The sequence below is a fragment of the Sinorhizobium sp. Y406 genome (genome assembly GCF_058732025.1).
Window position 1 is genome coordinate 1,467,755 of the sequence record NZ_CM178974.1, and the last position, 23,634, is coordinate 1,491,388.

Sequence of the window (23,634 nt, forward strand, 5' to 3'; positions counted from 1 at the left end):
TATTTCGCAACTGGTGGGGGCAAGTGAGTGTCTGTTCGTCCGGCAAACGGCGCTTTCGGGAGACGATCGCAGAGCCACGTCCTGATTCTCGCAAGCGGCAACAGGATCAGGCATGTCACCATTCGTCCGTGGATGGTGGCCATCACTACCTCCATTATCGGCGCATTCGCCATCGGCTATCTGGCCGCGACCACCTATCTCGTGCTTCGCGACGATTTGATCGGTGGCACGATCGCCCGCCAGGCGCGCATGCAGCACGAATATGAGGACCGAATCACCGCGCTTCGCGCGCAGGTCGACCGGGTGACGAGCCGGCAATTGCTGGACCAGCAGGTCGTCGAGGAGAAGGTCGAAAAACTCCTGCAGCAGCAGCTCGAGATTTCGTCGCGCGGCGAGCGGCTGGACGCTCTGGGCATCGGTCCTGAATCAGTTGTACCGATCGGGCACGATGCATCGCTGCCCAACACGGAGCCGCTGGCTTACGAGGAACACGCCGGCACCAAAAGCGGGCTCGAGGCGATCGAAAAGATCATCGGCATGGCCGAGCCGAACAACGGTGCGCCCACTGCTCGCGCAGCGTTTGCGCCGATCACGGCCACGGCTGGGGCCGGAGAGACCACATCCGACCGCGCCGACCGGGTCTTCTCGAGGGTGACGCTGTCCCTGAAAGGTGTCGCGCACGAGCAGATGGCCCATATCCGGCAAATGACGGACGGCGCACTGCGCGTCTCCGAGGCCATCAGATCGATCGTCGATCGGACGGGGGTCGTCCTGCCCGATCATGAAGCGGCCGACGTCACATCCGCTGTCTTGAGAACCGGCGAATCGACGGGGATTGGCGGGCCCTTTGTCGAGCCGCAACGGGAGGATGAATTCGAGCAGTCCCTGGCTGCACTCGACAGCGCCCTTCTCGAACTGGAACAGACCCGCGCCGCTGCCCGAAAGCTGCCGCTTGCAAGTCCGGCGCCGGCAAACGATATCACCAGCACTTTCGGGAACCGGCTGGACCCGTTTTTCGGCCGGTTGGCGCTTCACGCCGGCGTCGACTTCCGTGCACAGACCGGCACGCGCATCCGGTCGACCGCGGCGGGAACGGTGACGGCCGCGGGGGCGGCGGGCGGCTACGGCAATTTGATCGAAATCGACCATGGCAACGGCGTGTCGACGCGGTACGCGCATCTCGCGGTTGTTCTGGTCAATGTCGGCGACCGCGTGAAGGCCGATCAGGTGATCGGCAAATCCGGCAGCACCGGCCGCTCGACCGGCCCTCATCTTCACTACGAAGTGCGGTTGAACGGCGAGGCCGTCGATCCGATGCGGTTCCTGAGCGCCGGGGCAAAACTCGCCGACTACATCGATTGAAGGCGGCCGGGACGGTCAAGCCTTGAAGGAAAACCGGGTGGTTTTTCGTTCAATTGACCGCCGCACGCATCAAGATGCTGGATTTCTTGACTTTCGGCGACTTCCGCCTTAAGAGCGCTGGCACGTGGTGGTGGTTTTTCACCGACCGACCTTATGTTCTATTGAACGAAACGGAAACAGTTTCCACATTGACCAATTTTGCTGATCTTGGCCTGAGCCAAAAAGTTCTCTCCGCCGTTGCCGATGCGGGCTATGCAACGCCGACCCCGATCCAAGCAGGTGCCATTCCGCCGGCCCTTCAGCGCCGCGACATTCTGGGCATTGCACAGACCGGGACGGGCAAGACCGCATCCTTCGTGCTGCCGATGCTGACGCTTCTGGAAAAGGGCCGCGCCCGTGCCCGCATGCCGCGCACCCTCATCCTCGAGCCGACGCGCGAACTCGCCGCCCAGGTGGCGGAGAACTTCGACAAATACGGCAAGAACCACAAGTTGAACATCGCACTGCTGATCGGCGGCGTTTCCTTCGATGAACAGGACCGCAAGCTGGAGCGCGGCGCGGATGTCCTGATCTGCACGCCCGGTCGGCTGCTCGATCACTGCGAGCGGGGCAAGCTCCTGATGAGCGGCGTCGAGATCCTGGTCATCGACGAGGCCGACCGCATGCTCGACATGGGCTTCATCCCGGACATCGAGCGCATCGCCAAGCTGATCCCCTTCACCCGGCAAACGCTGTTTTTCTCGGCGACGATGCCGCCGGAGATCCAGAAACTTGCCGATCGGTTCCTGCAAAACCCCGAACGCGTCGAAGTCGCGCGCCGCTCCTCGACGGCGATTACGGTGACGCAGCGTTTCGTGGCGTCGCATGCGAAGGACTACGAGAAGCGCGCAATGCTGCGCGATCTCATCCGCTCGCAGGATGAACTGAAGAACGCAATCATCTTTTGCAACCGCAAGAAGGACGTTGCCGAGCTCTTCCGGTCGCTTGATCGCCACGGCTTTTCCGTCGGCGCGCTGCATGGCGACATGGATCAGCGCTCGCGCATGACGATGCTTGCGAATTTCAAGGACGGTAACATCAAGCTCCTCGTCGCCTCGGACGTCGCGGCCCGCGGCCTCGACATCCCCGATGTCAGCCATGTCTTCAATTTCGACGTGCCGATCCATGCGGAAGACTATGTGCACCGCATCGGCCGCACCGGCCGCGCTGGCCGCTCCGGCGCTTCCTTCACCATCGTCACCAAGCGCGACGTGAAATTTTCCGACGCTATCGAGAAGCTGATCGGCCAAAAGGTCGAGTGGCTGAGCGGGGACCTCTCGGAACTGCCGGAGCCAATGGAGAGCCATGAAAACGGTCGCCGCGGCCGCGATGGTCGCAGGGACCGCAAAAAAGATGTGGAGCGTTCCGGGAGGGACCGTGCCGAACATAAAGCCGATACCGCCCACAGCGATAGTGTGGCCGAACTCGAATCAGTCGTGGAAAGGGTGGTAGCGGTGAAACCGGAACGGAACGCCGAGAACAAGCATAGCCAGGCCGGCCGCAACAATCGTCCCGGCCGAGCGCAGACGCCGGCCAATGACGACAATCGCGATCGTCGCGGCCGCAACCGTCGCGACCACGATGATGGCCCGACGCCGCTCGGCTTCGGCGATGAGATCCCAGCCTTCATGCTGATTGCCGGCAAGGCCTGATATCCGGGTGTCATGGCATACCCCGGAATCGACTTTCCAGGACTTGGCTGCGGACTTGCGGTTCTTCGCGACGGCAGGATCCTGCTCTGCCGCCGGCTGAAGGCGCCGGAGGCGGGCCACTGGAGCATCGTCGGCGGCAAGGTCGACCACATGGAACGGGCGCAGGACGCTGCCCGGCGCGAGGCGGAAGAGGAAAGCGGGCTGTCGATCCATTCGACACGCTTTCTCTGCGTCAGTGAGCAGATGATCGAAGCCGACCGCCAGCACTGGATCTCGCTGATTTACGTGACGGACGATTTTTCCGGCGAGCCGCGCCTCACGGAGCCGGACAAGCTGTCCGATATCGGCTGGTTCGACCTCTCCGCCCTGCCCCAGCCGCTGTCACGCTTCGCAGCCGATGCCGTGCGGGCGCTTGACTGAACACAACACGCCGGATGGGAATGGGTGTGCTTCATCCGCCGCATTCGCACCTCGCCAATTCCTCTTGGCCTGCCGGCCATCTCCCCTACAAGGCCGCCCAAGGTGAACACTGACCTGTCGAACCGCTGCCCGGGCTTCGGCGCCGTCAGGCGATCTCAAGCTCACGCAGGGGTACCCGTCAGGACCCAATCACCTGTCGGGGGATAATTTCCGCTTCGTTTTTTCTTTCACCCACCTCCAAATCTCCTCACCGCTTAAGAACAATGGAATCTGGGCTTGGCCTTGGGCCTGGTCCACCGCTAGTCCAACTTCCGCGATTTCCCCATCCGCGCGGACATCGCGCACGACCAGGTCGACCTCGCCGCATGCAACTCTGTCTCCCACTTCGGCTGTTCCGCCGAGCCGCTGCACCATGAAATCTGCGATCGAATTGTTCAAATGCCGTTCCGGAACGGATTGCAGATCATAGGCATCTACGAGCAAAGAGAGCGGCTTCTTCGGGTCAAGCGTGAACCTGCCGAAGAACTCGGCGTCGTCCTGACTCAAGCGCTTGGGACTTGCGAAAAGGCGGTCCAGCAGCCGGATATATTGCGGAGCGACGAACATATAGACCAGGTCATTTTTCTGCAGGTGCCCCGCATACTGATACCGCATGGATCGGCCGTCGCGAACGACCAGCGACGGCCGCGCCCACCGCGGCAGGCGCTCGCCCTGCAGGACAGGACTTTCATTGACCACCCGATAAACGATCAATTCGTGATGGGATCTTCCCGGCAGATCGAGTCCCACCCGTTCGACCGGCCCGATTCTTGCGGGAACGATGAGCCCGAGCCATCGAGCCATCGGCCGGATCGTCCATCCCTGGAGCAGGAGCGAGGTGAGCACGATGATGTAGGCGATGTTGAATAACAGCTGCCCGTTTTCCAATCCTCCGGCCAAGGGGATGATGCCAAGCAGGATCGAGACCGCCCCGCGAAGGCCGACCCAGGAGATGAACGCCGTTTCATTGCGCTGATAGCGGAATGGCAGCAGGCACAGCCAGATCGCCATCGGCCGGCAGATGAATGTCAGCCCGAGTGCGATGGCGATTGCAGGGATCGCGACGTCCAGGAATTCTGATGGAGTGGCGAGCAATCCCAGCGTCAGGAACATGGCAATCTGAGCGATCCAGGTGAGCCCTTCCATGAAGCGTCGCAGCCCGGCATGCCCAGTGATCTGGCTGTTGCCGGCAACCAGCCCTGCAACATAAACGGCGAGGAAGCCGCTGCCCCCCATCACACCCACCAATCCGAACAGGCAAATCGCCGACGAAATGACGCCAATGGGATAGAGTGCTCCTTCGAGCTTTATCCGGTTGGCGGCAGCTACGATCGCGTAGCCGCCGATGATCCCGGTGATGGCGCCCATGCCCATCTGCATCGCGAAACCCGTCGCGATCTCCTGCCAGAGGTCTTTCTGGTTCCCGCCCGCGAGGATGAGCTCAAGCAGAATAAGAGTGAGGAAGATTGCCATGGGATCGTTCGATCCGGACTCCACCTCGAGCGTCGAGCGCACGTGATCCCGGATGGTGATACCGCCGACACGCAGCAGGAAGAACACCGCGGCTGCGTCCGTGGACGCGACGATCGCGCCGAGGAGGAATGCCTCCAGCCAAGGGAGGCCGAGAACATAATGAGCGGCCACTCCGACTAGGCCAGCCGTAAGGGCCACGCCCAGAGTGGCCAGCGTGATGGCCGGTGCCGCGGCCTGCCTGAAGGATTTGAGCTTGGTGTCGAAGCCGGAGTCGAAAAGGATGATCGCGAGTGCCAGGCTGCCGATCAGATACGCCGACTCTGCATCGTCATAGCTGATGCCGAAACCATCCTCGCCGGCAAGGAGACCAACGCCCAGGAAGACCAGCAGCAGAGGCGCACCGAAGCGGTACGCCAACGCGCTGCTCATCACCGACGCCAGCACGAGGGCAGCGGCCACAAGGAAAGCCGGGAAGATCGCATCTAGCATCGTTCGGCCTGGCGGCGCCTCCTTCCTCAGTTCGGTGGGTGAACATCATGTAAGTCGATACGTATCCTTATGGCCGCTGTGATTGCGACAGGCAAGGAACGGCCGGCATTTGCAATACAGGATGTTATCAGCCTACGGGATGTTTCGGCTTGCCGGAACGGCGAGGATATCGCATTCGACTCGCCTAAGTACCTCGTCCGCCACGCTCCCGAGCAGAAGGCGTTTCAACCCGCCATGCCCGCGCGTGCCGATGACGAGAAGATCCGGCTGCAACTGATGGATGCCGACGTCGATTGCTGCAAAGGGCGTACCCTTCTCGATCAGGAGAAGGTTCGACAGTTTGCCGAAGCCGTGGTCGCGAAGGAATTTAGTGATTGCCGTACGAGCCTGGCTGGCGCTTACCGCGACATGCTTGTTCACCCGGTGCGCTTCGACGCCGGCATAATACATCATGCCTTCGCCGAGCGGGACGAATCCATGGACGGCGGCATCCCGATCTGGCTCGAGCAGGCCCAGGCTTCGGGCGGTGTGGAGAGCATGAGCCGATGCTTCGGACAGATCGACCGCGGCCATCACGTTCGAATAGGCCGCATCATCATCGCGATTGACCATCAGAACAGGGCGACCGCCGAGGCGCACCACGCGCTCGATCGTCGTGCCTGTAAAGATATCTCCAAGCAGGCGCTTTCGATGCGCGCCCATCACGATCAGATCGGCGTCGAGCCGGTGCGCCTCGTCGGCGATCGCTCTGAAGGGATCGCCTGCAACCACCGAGACGGACGACAGGGCCGCGACGTCACCCACAGACGCACGGTCGAGCTCGTCGCGAAGAACTGCCTCAGCGGCGCGGCTTTCCTGGGCGATTAGCGCCTGCGGCTGGTCGTCATCCACCACGTGAAGAACCGAGAGCCACGAACCGAACTGCTTCGCCAGGGCCACCGCGCGCCGAAGCGCACGTCGTGATCGCTCCGACAAATCCGATGATATGAGTATTCGCCGCATGTGCCGATCTCGGGTGAGGTATTCTTCCTCATAGTAGGGCTGCCGTTGCTGATATCCACCCTGTAGGTCGTTGGCCGCACCAATGCCCGAGCTGGTTTCCCCTTGCCGTCGCCTTGGGATCGGCTTCGTCGGCGTGGTGCCGGCTCATATCGCAAGACCGAGCAGGCCCCAACGGCGATCTCATCCCGCCGGCAGGCCGGATGAAATCGCCCGGATCGCGCTGGCCTCGCCCCCTCGGTCACTGTCGGCCTGACCGTGCGCTATTCTTGCCCCGGGGAAATGGCGGCCAGAGGGGACAGTCCGACCCAACCCGAACGGCCCGCCCTCACTTTTTCGCCCTGAGCGCCGCTGCATAGGCCATCCGCACCCAGCGGCCCATCTCGTCCGGATCGTCGAAGGCCGACTCGGGAATGCTCCAGTAGGGCATCTTCACCGGTTTGCCCTTGCCGTCATAGCTCCACTGGCGGCTGCCCGCCTCTTCTAGCTCCGGCGCCGTTTCCGCATCGCCCTTCAAGAGGATCTCGCCGTCGACTTCGACCGCAAGGATGACACCCTGGAAATAGACGCCCTTGCCGCCGAACATGCGGCGGATCGTGACGGGTCCCAGCGTCTCGAACATGTCCTCGATCGCCGCATTGTCCATCGCTTTACTCCTTCAAAACGCCCCCGGCCGCGGCGATCGCTTCCGGCGTGTCGAGATCGATTCGCGCGGCGGCGCCAAGCTCGACATCGATAATGGGTAGACCGCATCGCTCGACGATATGCCTTGCGCCGACGTCGCCCACGAGTTGCCGCACGGCGCCAAAGGTGCTTCGCGGCAGGATGACCGGATTGCCGCGTTGTCCTTCGGCAACCGCACGCACGACTGCGGCGCCGGACTCCGCATCGAAGGCACCGATCAGCCTGGTGAGGTGCTCGGCCGTGATCCCCGGCATATCCGCGAGCATAACCAGCATGCCTCCGGCTGCGTCGTCGAGCCCTGAAAGACCCGCCACCAGCGACGAAGCCATGCCGCTGGCAAAGTCGGGATTCGAGACGAACGTCACCGGCAGACCAGCAAGCGCGGCCCTGATTTCCGGCTCCCGATGCCCGGTGACAACGATGACCTTGTCAGTGACCCCAGTATTCGTGGCGGCAAGCGCCGTTTCGACCGAGCGACGGACCAGCGGCACCCCATCGAACTCGGCGAGAAGCTTGTGCCTGCCCTCGGGCCCCATCCGGCTCGCCCGGCCGGCTGCCAGCACGACGATCGACACCGGCCCGCGGCGCGGCGCGACGGCGGCTTCGCGCGGCTGCGGTCGCGTGGGGATCTCCTTCAGCAAGCCTCCGACGCCGAGCGCGGTGATATCCATCGGGTTCGGCCATTCGCCGGCAAGAAGTCGGTCGAGAATCCAATCGAATCCGTTCTCGCGCGGACTGCGGGCGCAACCGGGCGCACCGACGACCGGAATTTCGTCAAGTCGCCCGAGAACGAGCAGGTTACCCGGATCGACCGGCATGCCGACATGATCGACGCGGCCGCCCGCGCGTCGGATGGCGGCCGGCACGACATCGTCCGGATCGGCGACCGCCGAGGCTCCAAATACGACAATCAAATCATGCGCCGCCCTCAATTCGGCAATGGCCTCGGCAACTGCCTCTTCCCTATGGGCCACGCGCCGTTCTGTCGCGAGATCGCTGCCGGAGCGCGCCAGGCGCGCGGCGAGCAGGACCCGCGTCTTATCCATCACTTGAACTTTGAGCGACGGCAACTGAGTTGCAATCAAGGCGACGCGGCGCGGCGCGAAGGGCTTGACCTCGAAGGCCGGCTGCGCGCGGAGCACCGCCGCGGCCTCCTCGACAAATTTGCCCGGCACCGCCAACGGGATAATCTTGATCGTCGCCACCATGTCGCCCGCATTGACGGAAACGTGGTCGGGAAGACAAGCGAGCGTGATCGCGGGATCGATGCGGTTGACACGATCGACCACGCTGCTGCTGGCGACGAAAAGCCCTCTCGCCGTGGCATAGATATTCACCCGGCCGGTTGCCGCCGGCGAAATACGCAGGTGGTCCGGAGCGATTGCGGAGGCAAGTCGGGCCGCGGCGTCGTCCTCGGTCAAATCGCCCGCCTCGAGCCGAGCGACGATGAGCTCGTTCACATCGGTCTCGGCCAACAGCTGAAGGTCGGCCGCCGTCAGGCGGTGCCCCTTCGGTAGCTTTTGCGATGCGGTCTTCACGGCATGCGCGAGAATGGCGCCCTCGGCGGTAGAGAGGGCCACCGGGCCGAATTTCATGATGCTTCCCCTCCCCAGCCGAGCTCGCGGTTGCGCAACGCTGCGACGATCTCCGCCAAGATGGCGACGGCAATTTCGGCCGGGCTCGCCGCGCCGATATCGAGGCCGATCGGCGCCCGGATCCTGCCAATATCTTCGGCCGCGACGCCGGCCAGGCGCAGTCTCTCCATGCGGGCCGCATGTGTCTTGCGGCTGCCGAGGGCGCCGACATAGAAGCAGCCGCCCTCCAGGGCGGCTCGGATCGGAAAGTCGTCGATCTTGGGATCATGCGTCAGGGCGGCAAGCGCCGTATAGCGATCGAGCGGACGCCCGGGCAAGACATCCTCCGGCCAGTCCGCGATGAGTTCGACCCCTCGAAAACGCTCCCCCGTCGCGAACGCGGTCCGCGGATCGATGATGGACAGATCGAAGCCCGCGACCGGCGCAAGCTGCGCCAGGGCTTGCGAGATATGGACGGCGCCAATGACAACGATGCGCGGGGGAGGCAAATGCACATTGATGAAGAGCGAGCGCTCGCCAACCACCGAGAGCGTCGGCCGCCCGGAACGGAGCGCATCGGAAATCACGGCGTCCCATTCGGACGTCAGAGGCTCGCCCTCGAGAAAGGTTTGGGTGCGGCCGGTGGCGAGGTCTGTGACGGCGACTGAAGCCTGGCGGGCGGCGCGTGCCGAATTGAGTCTTTGGAGAGTGGCTATATCCATGGTCAGCCATCGACGCGCTCGAGATAGACGCGGATCCGGCCACCACAGGAAAGGCCGACCCGCCATGCCGTCTCATCGGCGACACCGAATTCGAGGATCTTTGGCGCTCCCGACTGGATGACGTCTGCCGCCTCGGCGATGACCGCACCCTCGACACAGCCACCCGAAACCGAACCCTGGAAATTGCCCTCCCCGTCGATCACCAGGTGACTACCAACCGGCCGCGGCGCCGACCCCCAGGTCTCGATGACCGTCGCAAGGGCAACCGTCCGGCCTTGCCTGTGCCAGGTTTCGGCAATCTGCAGCGGGTCGAGGATATTCGCTTCGCTTGTCATCTTTGCTCTCTTCGTCTGATTAGATCAGAATGATCGACGCGCGTTTCAATCCCCGATCATCGAGAGAAACCGCCCGAAAGCCGCCGACTGGCTCCGCCATCCTTCAGGAACCGCCGCGGATCGGCGTCTCCTGTGCTCCGGCCGGACAGGGACTTCACCAGTTCGGCAACCGATACGAGATTATGCACTGCACGAAACTCGTCGACATGCGGCAACATCGCCCTGACGCCACGCGCCCGCGCTTCGAACCCGTCAAAGCGCAAAAGTGGATTGAGCCAGATGAGGCGCCGGCAGGAGCGGTGCAGGCGATCGATCTCGACCTCGAGTTGATCCGTGTCGTCACGCTCGAGACCGTCGGTGATCAGGAGGACCACGGCGCCCTGCCCGAGTACGCGTCTCGACCAGCGCCGGTTGAATTCGTGCAGCGTCTCTCCGATTCGCGTGCCGCCCGACCAGTCCCTGACCGCCGCCACGCATTCGTCGAGCGCCTCGTCGGGATCGCGGTTGCGCATCTGCCGCGTGACATTTGTCAGGCGCGTGCCGAACAGGAAGGTGTGAACGCGATGTCTCTGCTCCGTCAGCGCATGCAGAAAATGCAGGAAAACCCGTGTGTATTGGCTCATCGACCCGGAAATGTCGGCGAGCACGACGAGCGGCGGATGGACGAGCCGCGGTTCGCGGAATCGCGGCAGAATGAAATCGCCGCCGAGACGCATGGCGTCGCGCATGGTCGCACGCGGGTCGATGCGGATTGGCCTGTGCGCCGCGCGGAAGCGGCGCGTCCTCACCCGGTCGAACGGCAGAAGCAGCGACGACAGCGCTTTGCGCGCCGCTGCGATTTCGGCGGCGCTCATCTGGGCGAAATCGGCCTTGCGGAACACCTCGCGTCCGGAAACCGTGTGGCGCGCGTCGAGTTCGATCTCGGGCGTTTCCTGAGGCGGCCGGGCGTCATCCCCGCCGCCGAACAATGCATCGCCGAGGCGCGCCTCTCCCGCACGCCGCCGCCGTTCATCGCTCACGCGTGGCGGCGCCGCCGGCGACATCAGCGCGATCATCTTGCGGACCAGATCGCGCCTGCGCCAGAACAGGCGGAACGCCTCGTCGAACAGGGCCTGATCCTCGTGCCGCTTCAGCAAGGTGCATCGAAGCGCCGCATAGAATTCGTCACGCGATCCGACTCCGATCGCCGCCACGGCCTCGATTGCATCGGCAATGGCGGCGGGACCGATCCTCATTCCGGCACGCCGCAGAGCGCGGGAAAAGAAGACGATATTGTCCGCGAGCCGTCCATCGCCGGGCGGCTCTTTATTTGCGGTGCTGTCGGCACGCGGCTTCATGGCGCTCAGCCCTGCACCGCCAATTCGGCCTTGACCTCGGAAAGCAGCTTGCGACCCTCCGCGCCTTCGATCCGGGCGATATCATCCTGATATTTGAGAAGCGTCCCGAGGGTGTCCGCAAGCGTCTCCGGATCGAGCGCGAGCGTATCGAGCTCGGTCAAGGCCGTCGCCCAGTCGATCGTCTCGGCGACACCGGGATTCTTGAAAAGGTCGATCGTCCTGAGTTTCTGCACATAGGCGACGATCTCCCGCGACAGGGTTTCGCTGCAACCCGGCACCTTGCGGCGGATGATCTCCAGTTCCTGTGCCGCCTGAGGATAGTCGACCCAATGGTAGAGGCAGCGCCGTTTCAAGGCGTCGTGGATTTCACGCGTCCTATTCGTGGTGATGATGACGATGGGCGGCTCGCTCGCGCGGATCGTTCCGAGTTCGGGTATCGTCACCTGGAAATCGGAAAGCACCTCCAGCAGAAATGCCTCGAAGGCCTCGTCGGTGCGATCCAGCTCGTCGATCAGGAACACCGGCGCGCGGCCCGCATTGGCCGAAATCGCCTGCAACACTGGTCGGCGGATGAGGAAGCGTTCGGAGAAGATGTCGCTTTCGATCCGCTGCCGGTCGACCATTCCGGCCGCTTCGGAAAGGCGTATCTCCAGCATCTGCGCCGGATAGTTCCATTCGTAGACAGCGGAAGCAATGTCGAGCCCTTCGTAGCATTGCAGCCGGATCAGCGGCCTGTCGAGCGCGCGGGCCAACACCTTGGCGATCTCGGTCTTGCCGACTCCCGCCTCACCCTCGAGGAAGAGCGGGCGCTTCATCCGGAGCGCGAGGAAGAGAACGGTCGCGAGCGCGGTTCCGGCGAGGTAGTCCTGCGCTTCCAGCATCGCTGCCGTCTCGTCGATGGACTGGGGGATCCTTCCTGTTTCCGGGCGCGCCATGTTTCCTCCACTCGTGGAGAAAACTTATAGCGAGCGGTAGTCCCGGTCCACATAAATGAGCGGTGGCTGCGCCTCGCCGACCCTGACGTCGACCACTTCGCCGAAGAGGATCGCATGGGTCGCCATGATCTTGATCTCGATGAGACGGCAGTCGAAGGCAACGATGGCGTCGGTGAGGATCGGAGCGCCGGTCGCAAGCTGCGTCCAGCGGGCCAGCGCGAAGCGTCGCTCCATATCGAGCTGGTCCCTGCCGGAAAAAGCGTGCGCCAGCGCACGATGATGTGCCCCCAGCACATTCAGTGCGAAACTGCCGCTGCGCGAAAAGATATCATTGCGCGGATTGGCGGCGTTGAGGCAGGCAAGCACCGTCGGCGGATCGTCCGAGACCGAGCACGAAGCAGTGATCGTCACGCCCCGCCGTTCGGCGCCATCGGCGGCGGTAATCAACTGCACATGCGCGGACATGCGACTCATGGCGTCGCGGTAGGCTATCGGGTCCAGCCGGGTCTTCTCCAACACATCTCGCTCCGGATCGGTCTCGGTCATACATAGACTGTCGGATGAAATATGAAACCCGGCGGCCGGAGATTCTTGCCGATCCGCGCACGGACATGACGCAGACAGCAATGGGGCGGCCTCCTTGGCGATCTTTTCCTTTGACGAGCGGGGCGACTGCCTTAAAACATGGCATGCGACAGCAGGGAAAAAGCATGTTGAAATCAATCGTTACGGGCCTTTTCATAGCCGGACTGACGCTGGCGCCACCGGCACTGGCTGCCGGAGTGAAACTGGCCGTCGTCGCCCCCACCGACGGCCCCTTCGCGGCGCTCGGAAAGCAGATCCTGGACGGCGCCGCCTTTCAGGCCGGCGACCGGGAAAGCGAAGTCGTCGCGATCGGAGAACCCTGTGACGCCGCCGGCGGCGACGAACTGGCCAAGGCGCTGCTCGCGAGTGGCGCGGAGGCGGCGATCGGTTTCCTCTGCATCGAGAGCCTCGAAGCGGTACTCCCGGCGCTAGCCGAAGCCGGCATGCCCGCCATTACCCTCAGCGTGCGCTCGGACATCCTCATGGAGGATGCACTGAAAAAGAAGTGGCCGCTCTATCGCCTTGCCCCGAGCGGCAAGGCCGAGGCGAGAGCAATCATCGACGCGATCGTCGCGAATTGGAGGGACAAGCCGCTCGCGCTCATCGACGACGGCACCATTCACAGCCGAGAGCTCGTCGAGGCCGTGCGCAATGCGCTGGAGGAAATCGGGATCACGCCGGTCTTCACCGAAACCTACCGCCCGGCCCAGGAGCAGCAGGTCAGTCTCGTCCGCCGCCTGGCAAAAAGCGGTGCAACCCATGTCTTCACCGGCGGCGACCGCAACGACACGGCGATCATCGCGCGCGACGCGAAGGCCGAGCACATTCCGATCACGCTCATGGGCGGCGATGTGCTGAAGGCGGCCGACCTCAATGTGCCGCTCGAAAACGGGGTGCTGGCGGTTACGGTTCCCGATGCGTCGCGGTCGCCGCAGGCCGCCCCTGTCGTCAAGGCGATGCGTGCCGCGGACCTGGAGCCGGATGGCTATGTCCTGCCCGCCTTTGCCGCGACGTCGCTCCTCGAACAGGCGAAGGACCAGGCGGAGAAGGACGACGGCGCACTTTCGGATGCTCTGCTGAAGGGTCCCTATCCGACGGTGCTGGGACCGATCCGCTTCAACAGCATGCACGAGCGGGCCCAAAGCCCCTACAGGCTGATGCGATGGCAGGACGGCCGCTTCGTCGATGCCACGAATATGGGCGACGGCGGATGATGCGCAAGGGAGAGAGCAACGCGATTACCGACGTCGCTGGTTTGCTCGTCGGCAATGCCGAGGATCAGCGCCTGAAATCGGGCGTCACCGCGGTGCTCTGCGATCCGCCGGCGACCGCAGCCGTGGCTGTGCTCGGCGGTGCCCCTGGCACGCGCGAAACCGACCTGCTTGCGCCTCATAATACGGTTCAGACGGTCGATGCTGTCGTGCTCTCCGGCGGCTCGGCCTTCGGCCTCGATGCCGCATCCGGCGTCCAGGCAGCGCTTCGCGATCTGGGCCGCGGCTTTGCGGTGGGCTCGCTGCGCATTCCGATCGTCCCGGCGGCGATCCTCTTCGACCTGATGAATGGTGGAGAGAAGGACTGGGGACAGTTCTCCCCCTATCGCGAGCTCGGCTATGCAGCGGCACGCGCCGCCGCCCGGAATTTCACGACGGGCAGTGCCGGCGCCGGCACCGGTGCGCTGACGGCCACCTTCAAGGGCGGCCTCGGTTCCGCATCGGCCGTGCTGGCGAACGGCATCACCGTCGGCGCACTTGTCGCCGTCAACGCCTTGGGATCGGCAACGATCGGCAATACCCGTCATTTCTGGGCCGCTCCCTTCGAACTGGATCGCGAATTCGGCGGCGCCGGCATGCCCTCCCCCTGGCCCGAGGACGCGATGCTGCCACGCCTCAAATTCCGCGATCCGCCGGCCGCACCCGTCAACACGACCATCGCCGTCATCGCCACCGATGCGGTACTCACCAAGGCCGAGGCGAAACGACTGGCGATTTCGGCCCATGACGGGTTCTCTCGGGCGCTCTGGCCGTCGCATACGCCGCTCGACGGCGACCTCGTCTTCGCGCTGTCGACCGGGGCCAGCGGCAAGAAGCCGCTTCTCGAGGATTACATCGATCTCGGCGTCGCCGCCGCTGCAACCATGGCGCGGGCGATCGCGCGCGGCATCCATGACGCCGCCGCCGCGGAGAATGATGTCAAGCCCGCCTGGTCGCTGGCGTCCGCATAGCCGGCGATCGCCTTCCCATGTTGTTTGCGCCGCCGTGGAATGCTATGGCCGCGCAAAAGAGCGGAGGCTTTTCATGATCCACCCCATTCGCATCGCCCCATCCATCCTGGCGGCCGACTTTTCCAAACTTGGCCAGGAGGTGCGCGACGTCGTCGATGCCGGCGCCGACTGGGTTCACCTGGACGTCATGGACGGCCATTTCGTGCCGAATATCACTTTCGGACCGGACATCATCAAGTCGCTCCGCCCCTACACGGACGCGACCTTCGATTGCCACCTGATGATTGCACCGGCCGATCCCTTCCTCGAGGCCTTCGCCAAGGCCGGTTGCGACATCCTGACGGTTCACGCCGAAGCCGGCCCGCATCTGCACCGATCGCTGCAGACCGTCAGGGCGCTCGGCAAAAGGGCCGGCGTCTCGCTCAATCCGGCGACGCCGGAAAGCACGATTGAATATGTGCTCGATGCCGTCGATCTGATTCTGGTGATGACGGTCAATCCGGGCTTCGGCGGCCAGAAGTTCATCGCCGAGATGGAGGAGAAGATCCGACGGATCAGGGCGATGGTCGGCGATCGCCCGATCGAGATCGAGGTCGATGGCGGCGTCACGCCGGAAACGGCGGGCGCCGTAGCGAGGGCCGGCTCCAATGTGCTGGTTGCCGGTTCGGCCGTCTTCAAGGGTGACTCCGTCGAGGCCTACCGCGGCGCCATTGCCGCTATCCGCGCGGCCGCGGAGACCGGCCGCGGATGAGTTGGCGGTCGGCGATTGCGGCTCTGCTCCTGACGGCGACGGCGATGGCCACGTCTCCGGCCGTCGCAGGTGACTATGCCAGTTTTCGGCCGATAGGATTTTCGTCGGACGGGACCGTCTTCGCCTTCGAAGAATACGGCATCGAGGACGGGTCCGGGTTTCCCTATTCGACGATCTACGCGCTCGACACCCGGGCCGACGCGTTCCTGCCCGGCTCACCCGTTCGCGCGCGTATCGAAAGCGACGGCGGCAGTCTGCCGATGGCCCGGCGCGAGGCGCGCAGGCGCGCGGCACCGGTGATCGATGCCTATCGCCTTGCCGACACGCCCGGCCTGCTCGCCGCCTACAATCCCGTAACGGAAGCGGATGCGTCGGAGCACACGCTCGGCTACTATGCCGCTCCGGCCGATCCGGATTTTCGAAAGACCTATTCGCTGCGACTTGAAGAGAAGAGCTTCGCGGCGGAGGGTATCTGCAAGGCCTTTCTGAAAGAGATTAGAGGCTTTTACCTCGTGATGACGGAGAAAGCCGGAGAGCCTGCATCCGACGTGCTCCAGGAGGACGCCCGCATCCCGGAGAGCCGCCGCTGTCCGACCGGCTATCGCATCGGCGGCGTCGTCACCCACATCAATGACGACGGCTCGCAAGTGCACGTGGTGATGGTGCTTGTCGAATCCCTCGGATTCGAGGGGACGACCGACGGCCGCTGGATCGCGGTCCCGACCTGGCTTCGGCGATGACGGACGAGGCACCGGCCAACCGTTCGATCGTCAGTTCCGTCGTTCGCCGGTCGGCACGCGACCGCATCGTCCGGGCTCTTCCGACATTGCGCGAGCTTGCGGTCGGCAGCCCGCTCTGGGCGGTCTCGATGGCGATTTCGGCCTGGCACGCCTTGTGGCTGCGCGAGCATGATGCCACATATCATCTGCGGGACATTCTGCTGCTTTACGCGATGGGCGGCCTCCTCGCATGGCCGCTTTCGCTGTTCGCCGCCCGCTGTCTTGCCCAGGGCCGTGCCTTCGAAACCCGCCTCGCCGCCTTCCTCCTATGCCTGATCGCGGGCACGATCGGAGTGACGGGCTGCCTCTTCTCCCTCGACTACCGGGTCTTCTATTCGCAATGGCACGCCGCAGCCGGCACCCCGACCTGGTTCTTCCAGTTCGTATTCACGTCACTTTCGGCATTCTACCAATTCCTCGTCCTTGGCGTCCGGCTTTACCTGCCGCTCGGTGCCACAGCTCTTGTCCTTGCCAGCCTTTGGCTGGCGCACTCCGATGGGTCTCAACAACGTTGAGCTTGCCCGTCATCTTTGCTAGACGCACAGCCATCCTCCACAGATAACGAAAGCACAGAGCCCATGATCCCCCGTTATTCCCGGCCGGAAATGGTGGCCATCTGGTCGCCGGAAACGAAGTTCCGCATCTGGTTCGAGATCGAGGCACACGCCTGCGATGCCCTGGCCGAGATCGGCGTTATCCCCAAGGAGGCGGCAAAGACGATCTGGGAAAAGGGCGGAGCCGCGACCTTCGACGTCGCGCGCATCGACGAGATCGAGGCCGTCACCAAGCATGACGTCATCGCCTTCCTGACGCATCTTGCCGAATTCGTCGGCCCCGACAGCCGCTTTGTACACCAAGGCATGACCTCCTCCGACGTTCTCGACACTTGCTTCAACGTGCAGCTCGTCCGCGCCACGGATATCCTGCTTGCCGACATGGACAAGCTGCTCGAGGCGCTGAAACGTCGCGCCTTCGAACACAAGGATACGGTAACGATCGGCCGCTCGCACGGCATCCATGCGGAGCCGACGACCTTCGGCGTCAAGCTCGCACTCGCCTATGCGGAGTTCGACCGCTGCAGGGACCGGCTGCGCGCCGCCCGCGAGGAAATCGCCACCTGCGCCATTTCCGGCGCCGTCGGCACCTTCGCCAATATCGATCCGCGCGTCGAGGAACATGTGGCAAAGGCGCTCGGCCTGAAGCCGGAGCCAGTCTCCACGCAAGTGATCCCGCGCGATCGCCACGCGATGTATTTCGCCACGCTCGGCGTCATCGCTTCGTCGATCGAGCGCCTGGCAACAGAGATCCGCCACCTGCAGCGCACCGAGGTGCTGGAGGCGGAGGAATATTTCTCGCCAGGGCAGAAAGGCTCTTCGGCGATGCCGCACAAGCGCAACCCGGTGCTGACGGAAAACCTGACCGGCCTTTCCCGCATGGTCCGCGCCTTCGTCGTGCCGGCCATGGAGAACGTTGCGCTCTGGCATGAACGCGACATCTCCCACTCTTCGGTGGAACGCATGATTGGACCGGACGCAACCGTGACGCTCGATTTCGCCCTGGCCCGCCTGACCGGCGTCGTCGACAAGCTGGTCGTCTATCCCGAGAACATGATGAAGAATCTCAACAAGTTCCGCGGACTTGTTCATTCACAGCGTGTACTGCTCGCCCTCACTCAGGCCGGGGTTTTGCGCGAGGATGCCTACCGGCTCGTCCAGCGCAATGCCATGAAGGTGTGGGAACAGGGCAAGGACTTCCTCGAGGAACTGCTTGCCGACACGGAAGTGCGCGCGGCGCTCTCCGAGGAAGCCATTCGCGAGAAGTTCGACCTCGGCTATCACACCAAACATGTCGATACCATCTTCCGTCGTGTTTTCGGCACGTCCTGATTGCGCCGCGTGACGGTACATATCGCCCGTATTTGAGCGCTTTCCTCAAATGCGGGCGATTTTTTTAGCAGGACATTCAATCACCACGTGAAATACTTGAAGCCTGTCCGTCCAAGCTTCGAGGTGCCCATGGCTCTTAGGGATAATGTTCAGCGCGTGTCCCCCCGCGATCAAACACAGATAACCGGAAAGGTTACGTGCAAGACCGGATGGACGAACGGCATCGTGAAAGACCTGTCCGCCCAGGGTATCTGCTTCCAGCTCCTGTTCGACATCGGTGTTTGTACCGGCCAGGAGGTGACGATCGAAAGCGGCGAGCTCGGTCGCCTGACAGGCATTGTGCGCTGGTGCCGCGGCGATAAGATCGGGGTGAAGCTCAACCTGTCCTCGAACACGGCTGCGCAAATCTCGTCCTATTACAAGTATTTCGGTGGCGTGGAGATGTGGTGACCGGCCTTTGGAGACCGGTCACCCTTTTTCAGCCTCATCGCGTCGGTCGGGCCGGCTCGACCAGCTTGCGATAAAGATGCCAGGTGGCGTGGCCGAATATCGGCATGATAACGGCAAGTCCGACAAAGACCGGGATGGATCCGATGAGCAGGCCTGCGGCGATGATCAGGCCCCAGGTCGCCACCGGAATCGGGTTGGCAAGCGTCGCCCGGACCGAGGTCTCGATCGCCGCCAGGGCTCCGACGTCCCGGTCGAGCAGCATCGGAAAGGTGACGAGGCTGATCGCGAGCACGATCACCGCGAACACGAATCCCACAGCATTGCCGACGATGATCAGAGTCCGGCCTTCTTCTGTTCCGACGATATTGTTCCAGAAATCGCCGATCGTCGCGGGAGGCGTCGGGCCGAAAATCGTGATGTAAAGCGCCTGGGCGACGAGCAACCATATGACAAATATGACAAACAAAAGCCCCGCGACCGCCAGGATGGAGGGAATTGCGGGGTGGCGATGCAACCGTATGGCATGCGGCCATCGCGCATCCATGCCGAGCTCGCGGCGCCGGCTGATCTCATAAAGAGCAATCGCCGCAACGGGCCCGATGAGGGCGAATCCGGAGGCCAGCGGGTAGAGCAAGGGCAGCATGTTGGCGCCCGCGCTCCAGGTCATCAGGACAACGCCGGCAACAGGGTAGATGAGACATAAAAATACATAATGCGACGGCTTCTCGCGGAAATCCTCGAGGCCGAGACGCAGTGCGTCGAATACATCTGCAATGCCAATCTTTCGTATCTCGGGCCGAACGACGTCCGCGTTCGATCCCGAGAGGACATGGAAGGTTGTCATGGCTCACACTCCTCAACGAACCAGAGCGGCCACGGACTCATGGACAGCGACATAAAAAACGCGCCGCTGCCGAGCGCGACCGCCGGTTCCGATTATACAGAAAATGCGGGCCCTGTCGCCTGCGCCTTGACTTCGGCGCCTTTCATCGCCAAATCGCGGCCATCATGAAGGTTTCAGACGCGCATATCCTCATCGTTCCGGGCTACACCAACTCCGGCCCCGACCATTGGCAGAGCCGTTGGGAGCGCAAGCTCTCGACAGCGCGCCGCGTGGTTCAGGCAGAGTGGTCGAAGCCCGTCAGGGAGGACTGGGTTGGCCGCATGGTCGACGCGGTCAACGCCGCGACGAAACCGGTGGTGATCATCGCCCACTCACTCGGCGTGCCGACGGCGGTCCATGCGCTTCCTCACTGCAAGCGGAAAATCGCCGGGGCCTTCCTGGTCGCGCCGCCGGAGGTAGCCAATCCGAAGGTCCGCCCGAAGCACTTCATGACATTCGGACCCTACCCGCGCGACCCATTGCCGTTCCCCTCGCTGATGATCGCCAGCCGCAACGATCCGTTCGGCTCCTACGACCACGCCGGCGACATCGCCAACGCCTGGGGTTCGCTGCTGATCGACGCCGGCGAAGCGGGCCATATCAACACGGAGTCCGGCCATGGGCCGTGGCCGGAAGGATCCATGGTCTTCGCCCAGTTCCTGAGCCGCCTGCAGGCCTGACAACGGCCTGCGATCGCCGCCGCGCCACAATTTCAAACGCCGTTCAGGCGCAATTTGACTTCGAGCGGCGGACCGCTGCGGATGGTCTGATAGACGACGCAATAGCGTTCCGTCAGCTTCAGGAGTTGATCGAGCTTCTCCTGCGGTGCCTCCGTTTCGAGGTCAAAGAATAGACGGATTTGCGCGAAACCGACGGGCGCGTCCTTGTCGACGCCCAACGTGCCGCGAAAGTCGAGGTCGCCTTCGGCCGAAACCTTGCCGGACTTCAGCGGGATCTCAAGCGCCGTCGCCACCGCCTTCAAGGTAACTCCGGCGCAGGCGACGAGCGCCTCCAGAAGCATGTCGCCCGAGCAGAGTTCAAGACCGGTCCCGCCCGTTGCCGGATGGAGGCCCGCCATCGCGAGCGCGCGGCCGGTTTCGACCTTGCAGGCGATGTTCTGGTCATCGAGCCTGCCATTCGCACGAAGCGTGACGTATGCCGCCTCGGGATTGGATCTGTAACGGTCCTTGATCGGCGCCTGTCTGGCGCGCAGCGCGGCGGCATCCATCGTCATCATGCTCCTCCGTTGTCACTAACAGCGTCTGGCGCGTCGGCCCGATAACAGGCGCGCGGCGCTGTAACAGTGCCGCCAGCAACGAAACTCCGCAATGGGTCGACGCCCATTGGTCGCGGATCCAGAGGATCTAACTTCTCCTGGGAGAGAGCATTACTCTACGTCAGTTCATCTTTGGGCGGACCGATGCGCCGGAAGCGTTACGATGAAGCAGGCGCCGCCGTCGGGCGGCGTTTCGTGGCGCACCGTGCCGCCGTGGCGCTCGGCAATTTGGCGCACCAGCGCCAGCCCCAGGCCCCAGCCGCCTGCGGCTTCGCTACGCCCCGAGGGGCGATAGAACGGCTCGAACAGGCGGGCGCTCTCGCCATCCGCGATACCAGGGCCGTGGTCGCGGACCCTCAGCTCGACTTTATTGCCGGCGAGCGAAACGGTGGCCGTAACCGGTGGACTACCGTGCCGCATGGCGTTCTGCATCAGGTTGCGCACGAGCCTTCGGAGCAGGCGGACGTCGCCTGCGACGGTTGCGGGCGCGCCGGAAACGTCGACTCCGTTGCGGGCCCCTTCTTCGGAGACCAGGGCGAGGACGTCGACCGCCTCCTGAACGTCGAGAGTCTCGACATGGTCCAGCCTGCTCGCCACGAGGATTTCCTCGACCAGCGTGTCCAGTTCGGCAAGGTTGCGGACGATTTCTTCCTTACGGTTGCCGTCCGGCGCCTGCTCATAGAGGTCGATCGCCATGCGCAGGCGCGCAAGCGGCGAGCGCAATTCATGGCTGGCATTGGCGAGCAGAGCGCGATGGGACTTGATCAGCCGCTCCACGTGGTCGGCGGCCTTGTTGAAGCTCCTGGCCACCGCCGCGACTTCGTCGCGCCCCTGCGCCGGCACCCGGGTCACGAAATCGCCCCTGCCCCAGGCATCCACGCCCGCGCGCAACCGCTCGAGCCTCCGCGTCAGATGACGCACTACCGGATAGGCGGCGAGGCCGATGACGCCGGCGATCAACGCCAGATAGGCGAGCGGATTGCGGCCGACCGGACGGAAAGGCCGCTCCATGCGTGCAGCGACTGCGCGTCCGTCGGGTAGTTCGGTCACCATGGTGTGAAACTTGCCCCTGTCATGGCGCGACGGCCCCTCGCCAATATCGCGTGGAAGCGGCCGACCGGCGCTCGCAATCAGCCTGCCTTGCCGATCGTAGACCGCTATGTCGGCGTCGAAGGCCCGCGAAAACCGCTCCAATGTCGCTTCGACCGAGTGCCGGTCCATCTCGGGGGGGATCAGCGCGGTGATGAACCGCGCCCGTTGGCCCTGCCAGCCCGAATCCTCTTCGCCTCGCCCCAGCCACACGAAGGCCGCGCTGGCGACGGCGACCGCTGCAAGGCTTGCCAGCAGCGTCAGGTAGATTTTCAGGAACAGCCGGCTGCGCATGGCTCCAGGTCTCTGTTGTGATGCACGTTATGCCAAAACCGCTGCACATTCTTGGGCGACATGCATTATCTTTCGTCGTCCTGGAAGCGGGCGAAGACATAGCCGACGCCGCGCACGGTGATGATGCGCCTTGGATGCTTGGGGTCGCTCTCGATGGCTGACCGGATGCGCGAGATATGCACGTCTATTGAGCGATCGAAGGCCTCCATCTCCTCGCCCTTCGCCGCATCCAGAAGCTGTTCGCGCGACAGCGTGCGGCCGGCATTTTCAGCAAGCGCCAGAAGCAGGTCGAACTGATAGCTCGTCAGCGCACAGTTGCCGCCGTCGATCCTGACCGAGCGGGATCCAGGATCGATCTCGAGCCGGCCGAAGCGCAATATCCGCGAAACCGCCGAGCCGCCATTGCGGCGGCGCAGGATCGCCTTCAACCGCGCCAGCAGTTCGCGCGGATTGAAGGGCTTGGGCAGATAATCGTCGGCCCCGAGCTCCAATCCGACGATGCGGTCCGTCTCTTCGCCTTTGGCCGTGAGCATCAGGATCGGAACGTCGGAGACCGCACGCATACGCCGGCAGGTCTCGAAGCCGTCAAGGTCCGGCAGCATGACGTCGAGGATGACCGCGTCCGGCGCAAGGCGTCCGAGCTCCGCAAGCCCCGCCATAGCCGTTGCCGCAGTGTGCACGGTATAGCCATTTCCCGAGAGATAGTCGGAGAGCATGGCGGACAGGCGCGTGTCGTCGTCAACAATCAGGACCCGTTCCGCCATTTCTCATGCTCCGTTCAGCCGCCCGGGCGACTCAAGTCTACCGCCAGAAGTCTTACCACCGGCCGCGGCCCCTGCGCTCCTTCAAATGCTCGGCGAGTTTGGCGCGCTGCTCCGGTGTCAACACCTCAGCAGCATCGAGGAGCGCAGTCGTCATCTTGCGGGAGGCTTCGTCGATGGCCGCGACGCGCTCGCTGCGCAGCTTCTCGGCGGCAGCGCGGTCGAGGGTCGACGCGCCGAGAAGATCGATTACCTCTTCGCGGGTCTCGCGGAAGTCCCGGATGGTCGGCCTGATTTCGGCCCGAGCCTTGTCGATGATGTCCCAAAGCTTGTCCTCCTGCTCGGGCGTCGCATCGAGTTCGTCAAGCACGGAGCCGATCCGGTGTTCCATGAAGCCACCTCCCATATGCGCATGCATCATATGGCCGCCGAACCGGGCCATGCCGAAGCCGAAATCGTCGCTGCGCGCAGCGGCGTAGCCAACCGCGCCGACGACAGCGACGGCGGCAAGTCCGCCAATCGCGGCGCGCCGTCCCCATCCTTTCGAAATCGCTTCGCGCGCCGCCGGGCTCGACTGGATCTTGTCCTCGTTTTCCATG

Annotated in this window: 25 protein-coding genes; 11 read left to right on the forward strand and 14 right to left on the reverse strand. The window is 63.7% G+C overall.

Annotated features, from left to right (window positions below):
• Nucleotides 1-27 precede the first annotated feature (27 nt).
• The 3 genes from AC4P1R_RS07070 (at nucleotide 28) to AC4P1R_RS07080 (ending at nucleotide 3,473) form a co-directional block, all read left to right on the forward strand.
• Nucleotides 28-1,362: a M23 family metallopeptidase gene (locus tag AC4P1R_RS07070; protein WP_069458575.1), complete on the forward strand. Its 1,335-nt coding sequence runs from the start codon at nucleotides 28-30 to the stop codon at nucleotides 1,360-1,362.
• A gap of 188 nt (nucleotides 1,363-1,550) precedes the next feature.
• Entirely contained in the window at nucleotides 1,551-3,053 is a 1,503-nt protein-coding gene (locus AC4P1R_RS07075; RefSeq protein WP_069458632.1) for a DEAD/DEAH box helicase, read from the forward strand.
• 12 nt (nucleotides 3,054-3,065) lie between these two features.
• A complete protein-coding gene (locus AC4P1R_RS07080) occupies nucleotides 3,066-3,473 on the forward strand; it encodes an NUDIX hydrolase (protein WP_069458574.1) in 408 nt (135 codons plus the stop codon).
• Nucleotides 3,474-3,662: 189 nt separating this feature from the next.
• Here the strand turns inward: AC4P1R_RS07080 and AC4P1R_RS07085 are convergent, their stop codons facing one another.
• The 9 genes from AC4P1R_RS07085 to AC4P1R_RS07125 form a co-directional block, all read right to left on the reverse strand.
• On the reverse strand, nucleotides 3,663-5,474 hold the full coding sequence (locus tag AC4P1R_RS07085; protein WP_069458573.1) for a potassium/proton antiporter: 1,812 nt from the start codon (nucleotides 5,472-5,474) through the stop codon (nucleotides 3,663-3,665).
• Nucleotides 5,475-5,606: 132 nt separating this feature from the next.
• Nucleotides 5,607-6,476, reverse strand: coding sequence for a universal stress protein (locus tag AC4P1R_RS07090; RefSeq protein ID WP_069458572.1), 870 nt, complete (start codon nucleotides 6,474-6,476; stop codon nucleotides 5,607-5,609).
• Nucleotides 6,477-6,801: 325 nt separating this feature from the next.
• Nucleotides 6,802-7,119: a TfoX/Sxy family protein gene (locus AC4P1R_RS07095; protein ID WP_069458571.1), complete on the reverse strand. Its 318-nt coding sequence runs from the start codon at nucleotides 7,117-7,119 to the stop codon at nucleotides 6,802-6,804.
• 4 nt (nucleotides 7,120-7,123) lie between these two features.
• Nucleotides 7,124-8,752 carry an NTP transferase domain-containing protein gene (locus tag AC4P1R_RS07100; RefSeq protein ID WP_492177536.1) on the reverse strand — a complete coding sequence of 543 codons (1,629 nt, stop codon included), beginning with the start codon at nucleotides 8,750-8,752 and terminating at the stop codon, nucleotides 7,124-7,126.
• A complete protein-coding gene (locus tag AC4P1R_RS07105) occupies nucleotides 8,749-9,453 on the reverse strand; it encodes an XdhC family protein (RefSeq protein ID WP_492177537.1) in 705 nt (234 codons plus the stop codon). Before AC4P1R_RS07105 ends, AC4P1R_RS07100 begins: the two co-directional genes overlap by 4 nt.
• Nucleotides 9,454-9,455: 2 nt before the next feature.
• Complete coding sequence (locus AC4P1R_RS07110) at nucleotides 9,456-9,788, reverse strand: XdhC family protein (RefSeq protein ID WP_069458568.1); 333 nt, start codon at nucleotides 9,786-9,788, stop codon at nucleotides 9,456-9,458.
• A gap of 56 nt (nucleotides 9,789-9,844) precedes the next feature.
• On the reverse strand, nucleotides 9,845-11,125 hold the full coding sequence (locus AC4P1R_RS07115; protein ID WP_492177538.1) for a vWA domain-containing protein: 1,281 nt from the start codon (nucleotides 11,123-11,125) through the stop codon (nucleotides 9,845-9,847).
• 5 nt (nucleotides 11,126-11,130) lie between these two features.
• On the reverse strand, nucleotides 11,131-12,060 hold the full coding sequence (locus tag AC4P1R_RS07120; protein ID WP_151611261.1) for an AAA family ATPase: 930 nt from the start codon (nucleotides 12,058-12,060) through the stop codon (nucleotides 11,131-11,133).
• Between the two features lie 24 nt (nucleotides 12,061-12,084).
• Nucleotides 12,085-12,606: a flavin reductase gene (locus tag AC4P1R_RS07125; RefSeq protein WP_083265321.1), complete on the reverse strand. Its 522-nt coding sequence runs from the start codon at nucleotides 12,604-12,606 to the stop codon at nucleotides 12,085-12,087.
• Nucleotides 12,607-12,770: 164 nt separating this feature from the next.
• Here AC4P1R_RS07125 and AC4P1R_RS07130 point away from each other — a divergent pair, with 164 nt between their 5' ends.
• The 7 genes from AC4P1R_RS07130 (at nucleotide 12,771) to AC4P1R_RS07160 (ending at nucleotide 18,732) form a co-directional block, all read left to right on the forward strand.
• Entirely contained in the window at nucleotides 12,771-13,859 is a 1,089-nt protein-coding gene (locus AC4P1R_RS07130) for a branched-chain amino acid ABC transporter substrate-binding protein (RefSeq protein WP_492177539.1), read from the forward strand.
• A complete protein-coding gene (locus AC4P1R_RS07135) occupies nucleotides 13,856-14,866 on the forward strand; it encodes a P1 family peptidase (RefSeq protein ID WP_069458564.1) in 1,011 nt (336 codons plus the stop codon). The genes AC4P1R_RS07130 and AC4P1R_RS07135 overlap by 4 nt, the downstream gene beginning before the upstream one ends.
• A 73-nt stretch (nucleotides 14,867-14,939) precedes the next feature.
• Nucleotides 14,940-15,617 (forward strand): ribulose-phosphate 3-epimerase, encoded by a 678-nt coding sequence (gene rpe, locus AC4P1R_RS07140; RefSeq protein WP_151611263.1) that lies wholly within the window; start codon nucleotides 14,940-14,942, stop codon nucleotides 15,615-15,617.
• A complete protein-coding gene (locus AC4P1R_RS07145) occupies nucleotides 15,614-16,357 on the forward strand; it encodes a DUF2259 domain-containing protein (protein ID WP_151611264.1) in 744 nt (247 codons plus the stop codon). Before rpe ends, AC4P1R_RS07145 begins: the two co-directional genes overlap by 4 nt.
• The gene (locus AC4P1R_RS07150; protein WP_192803755.1) at nucleotides 16,354-16,911 is read left to right on the forward strand and encodes a hypothetical protein; all 558 of its coding nucleotides are present in this window, start codon (nucleotides 16,354-16,356) and stop codon (nucleotides 16,909-16,911) included. Before AC4P1R_RS07145 ends, AC4P1R_RS07150 begins: the two co-directional genes overlap by 4 nt.
• A 63-nt stretch (nucleotides 16,912-16,974) precedes the next feature.
• A complete protein-coding gene (purB, locus tag AC4P1R_RS07155; RefSeq protein ID WP_492177540.1) occupies nucleotides 16,975-18,282 on the forward strand; it encodes an adenylosuccinate lyase in 1,308 nt (435 codons plus the stop codon).
• A 129-nt stretch (nucleotides 18,283-18,411) separates the two neighbouring features.
• Nucleotides 18,412-18,732, forward strand: a complete 321-nt coding sequence (locus AC4P1R_RS07160) for a PilZ domain-containing protein (protein WP_151611266.1) — start codon at nucleotides 18,412-18,414, stop codon at nucleotides 18,730-18,732.
• Between the two features lie 34 nt (nucleotides 18,733-18,766).
• On the opposite strand, the gene AC4P1R_RS07165 is transcribed toward AC4P1R_RS07160, so the two are convergent.
• Entirely contained in the window at nucleotides 18,767-19,576 is an 810-nt protein-coding gene (locus tag AC4P1R_RS07165) for a DUF2189 domain-containing protein (RefSeq protein WP_492177541.1), read from the reverse strand.
• A 164-nt stretch (nucleotides 19,577-19,740) separates the two neighbouring features.
• On the opposite strand from AC4P1R_RS07165, the gene AC4P1R_RS07170 reads away from it, so the two are divergent.
• Nucleotides 19,741-20,295 carry an RBBP9/YdeN family alpha/beta hydrolase gene (locus AC4P1R_RS07170; protein ID WP_151611267.1) on the forward strand — a complete coding sequence of 185 codons (555 nt, stop codon included), beginning with the start codon at nucleotides 19,741-19,743 and terminating at the stop codon, nucleotides 20,293-20,295.
• 32 nt (nucleotides 20,296-20,327) lie between these two features.
• Here the strand turns inward: AC4P1R_RS07170 and AC4P1R_RS07175 are convergent, their stop codons facing one another.
• The 4 genes from AC4P1R_RS07175 to AC4P1R_RS07190 all read right to left on the reverse strand — a co-directional run bounded on the left by AC4P1R_RS07175 (nucleotide 20,328) and on the right by AC4P1R_RS07190 (nucleotide 23,633).
• Nucleotides 20,328-20,843: an OsmC family protein gene (locus tag AC4P1R_RS07175; RefSeq protein WP_225191919.1), complete on the reverse strand. Its 516-nt coding sequence runs from the start codon at nucleotides 20,841-20,843 to the stop codon at nucleotides 20,328-20,330.
• Between the two features lie 174 nt (nucleotides 20,844-21,017).
• A complete protein-coding gene (locus tag AC4P1R_RS07180; RefSeq protein ID WP_151611268.1) occupies nucleotides 21,018-22,274 on the reverse strand; it encodes a sensor histidine kinase in 1,257 nt (418 codons plus the stop codon).
• Nucleotides 22,275-22,339: 65 nt separating this feature from the next.
• On the reverse strand, nucleotides 22,340-23,038 hold the full coding sequence (locus tag AC4P1R_RS07185; RefSeq protein WP_151611269.1) for a response regulator: 699 nt from the start codon (nucleotides 23,036-23,038) through the stop codon (nucleotides 22,340-22,342).
• Between the two features lie 52 nt (nucleotides 23,039-23,090).
• On the reverse strand, nucleotides 23,091-23,633 hold the full coding sequence (locus AC4P1R_RS07190; protein WP_151611270.1) for a Spy/CpxP family protein refolding chaperone: 543 nt from the start codon (nucleotides 23,631-23,633) through the stop codon (nucleotides 23,091-23,093).
• Nucleotide 23,634 lies beyond the last annotated feature (1 nt).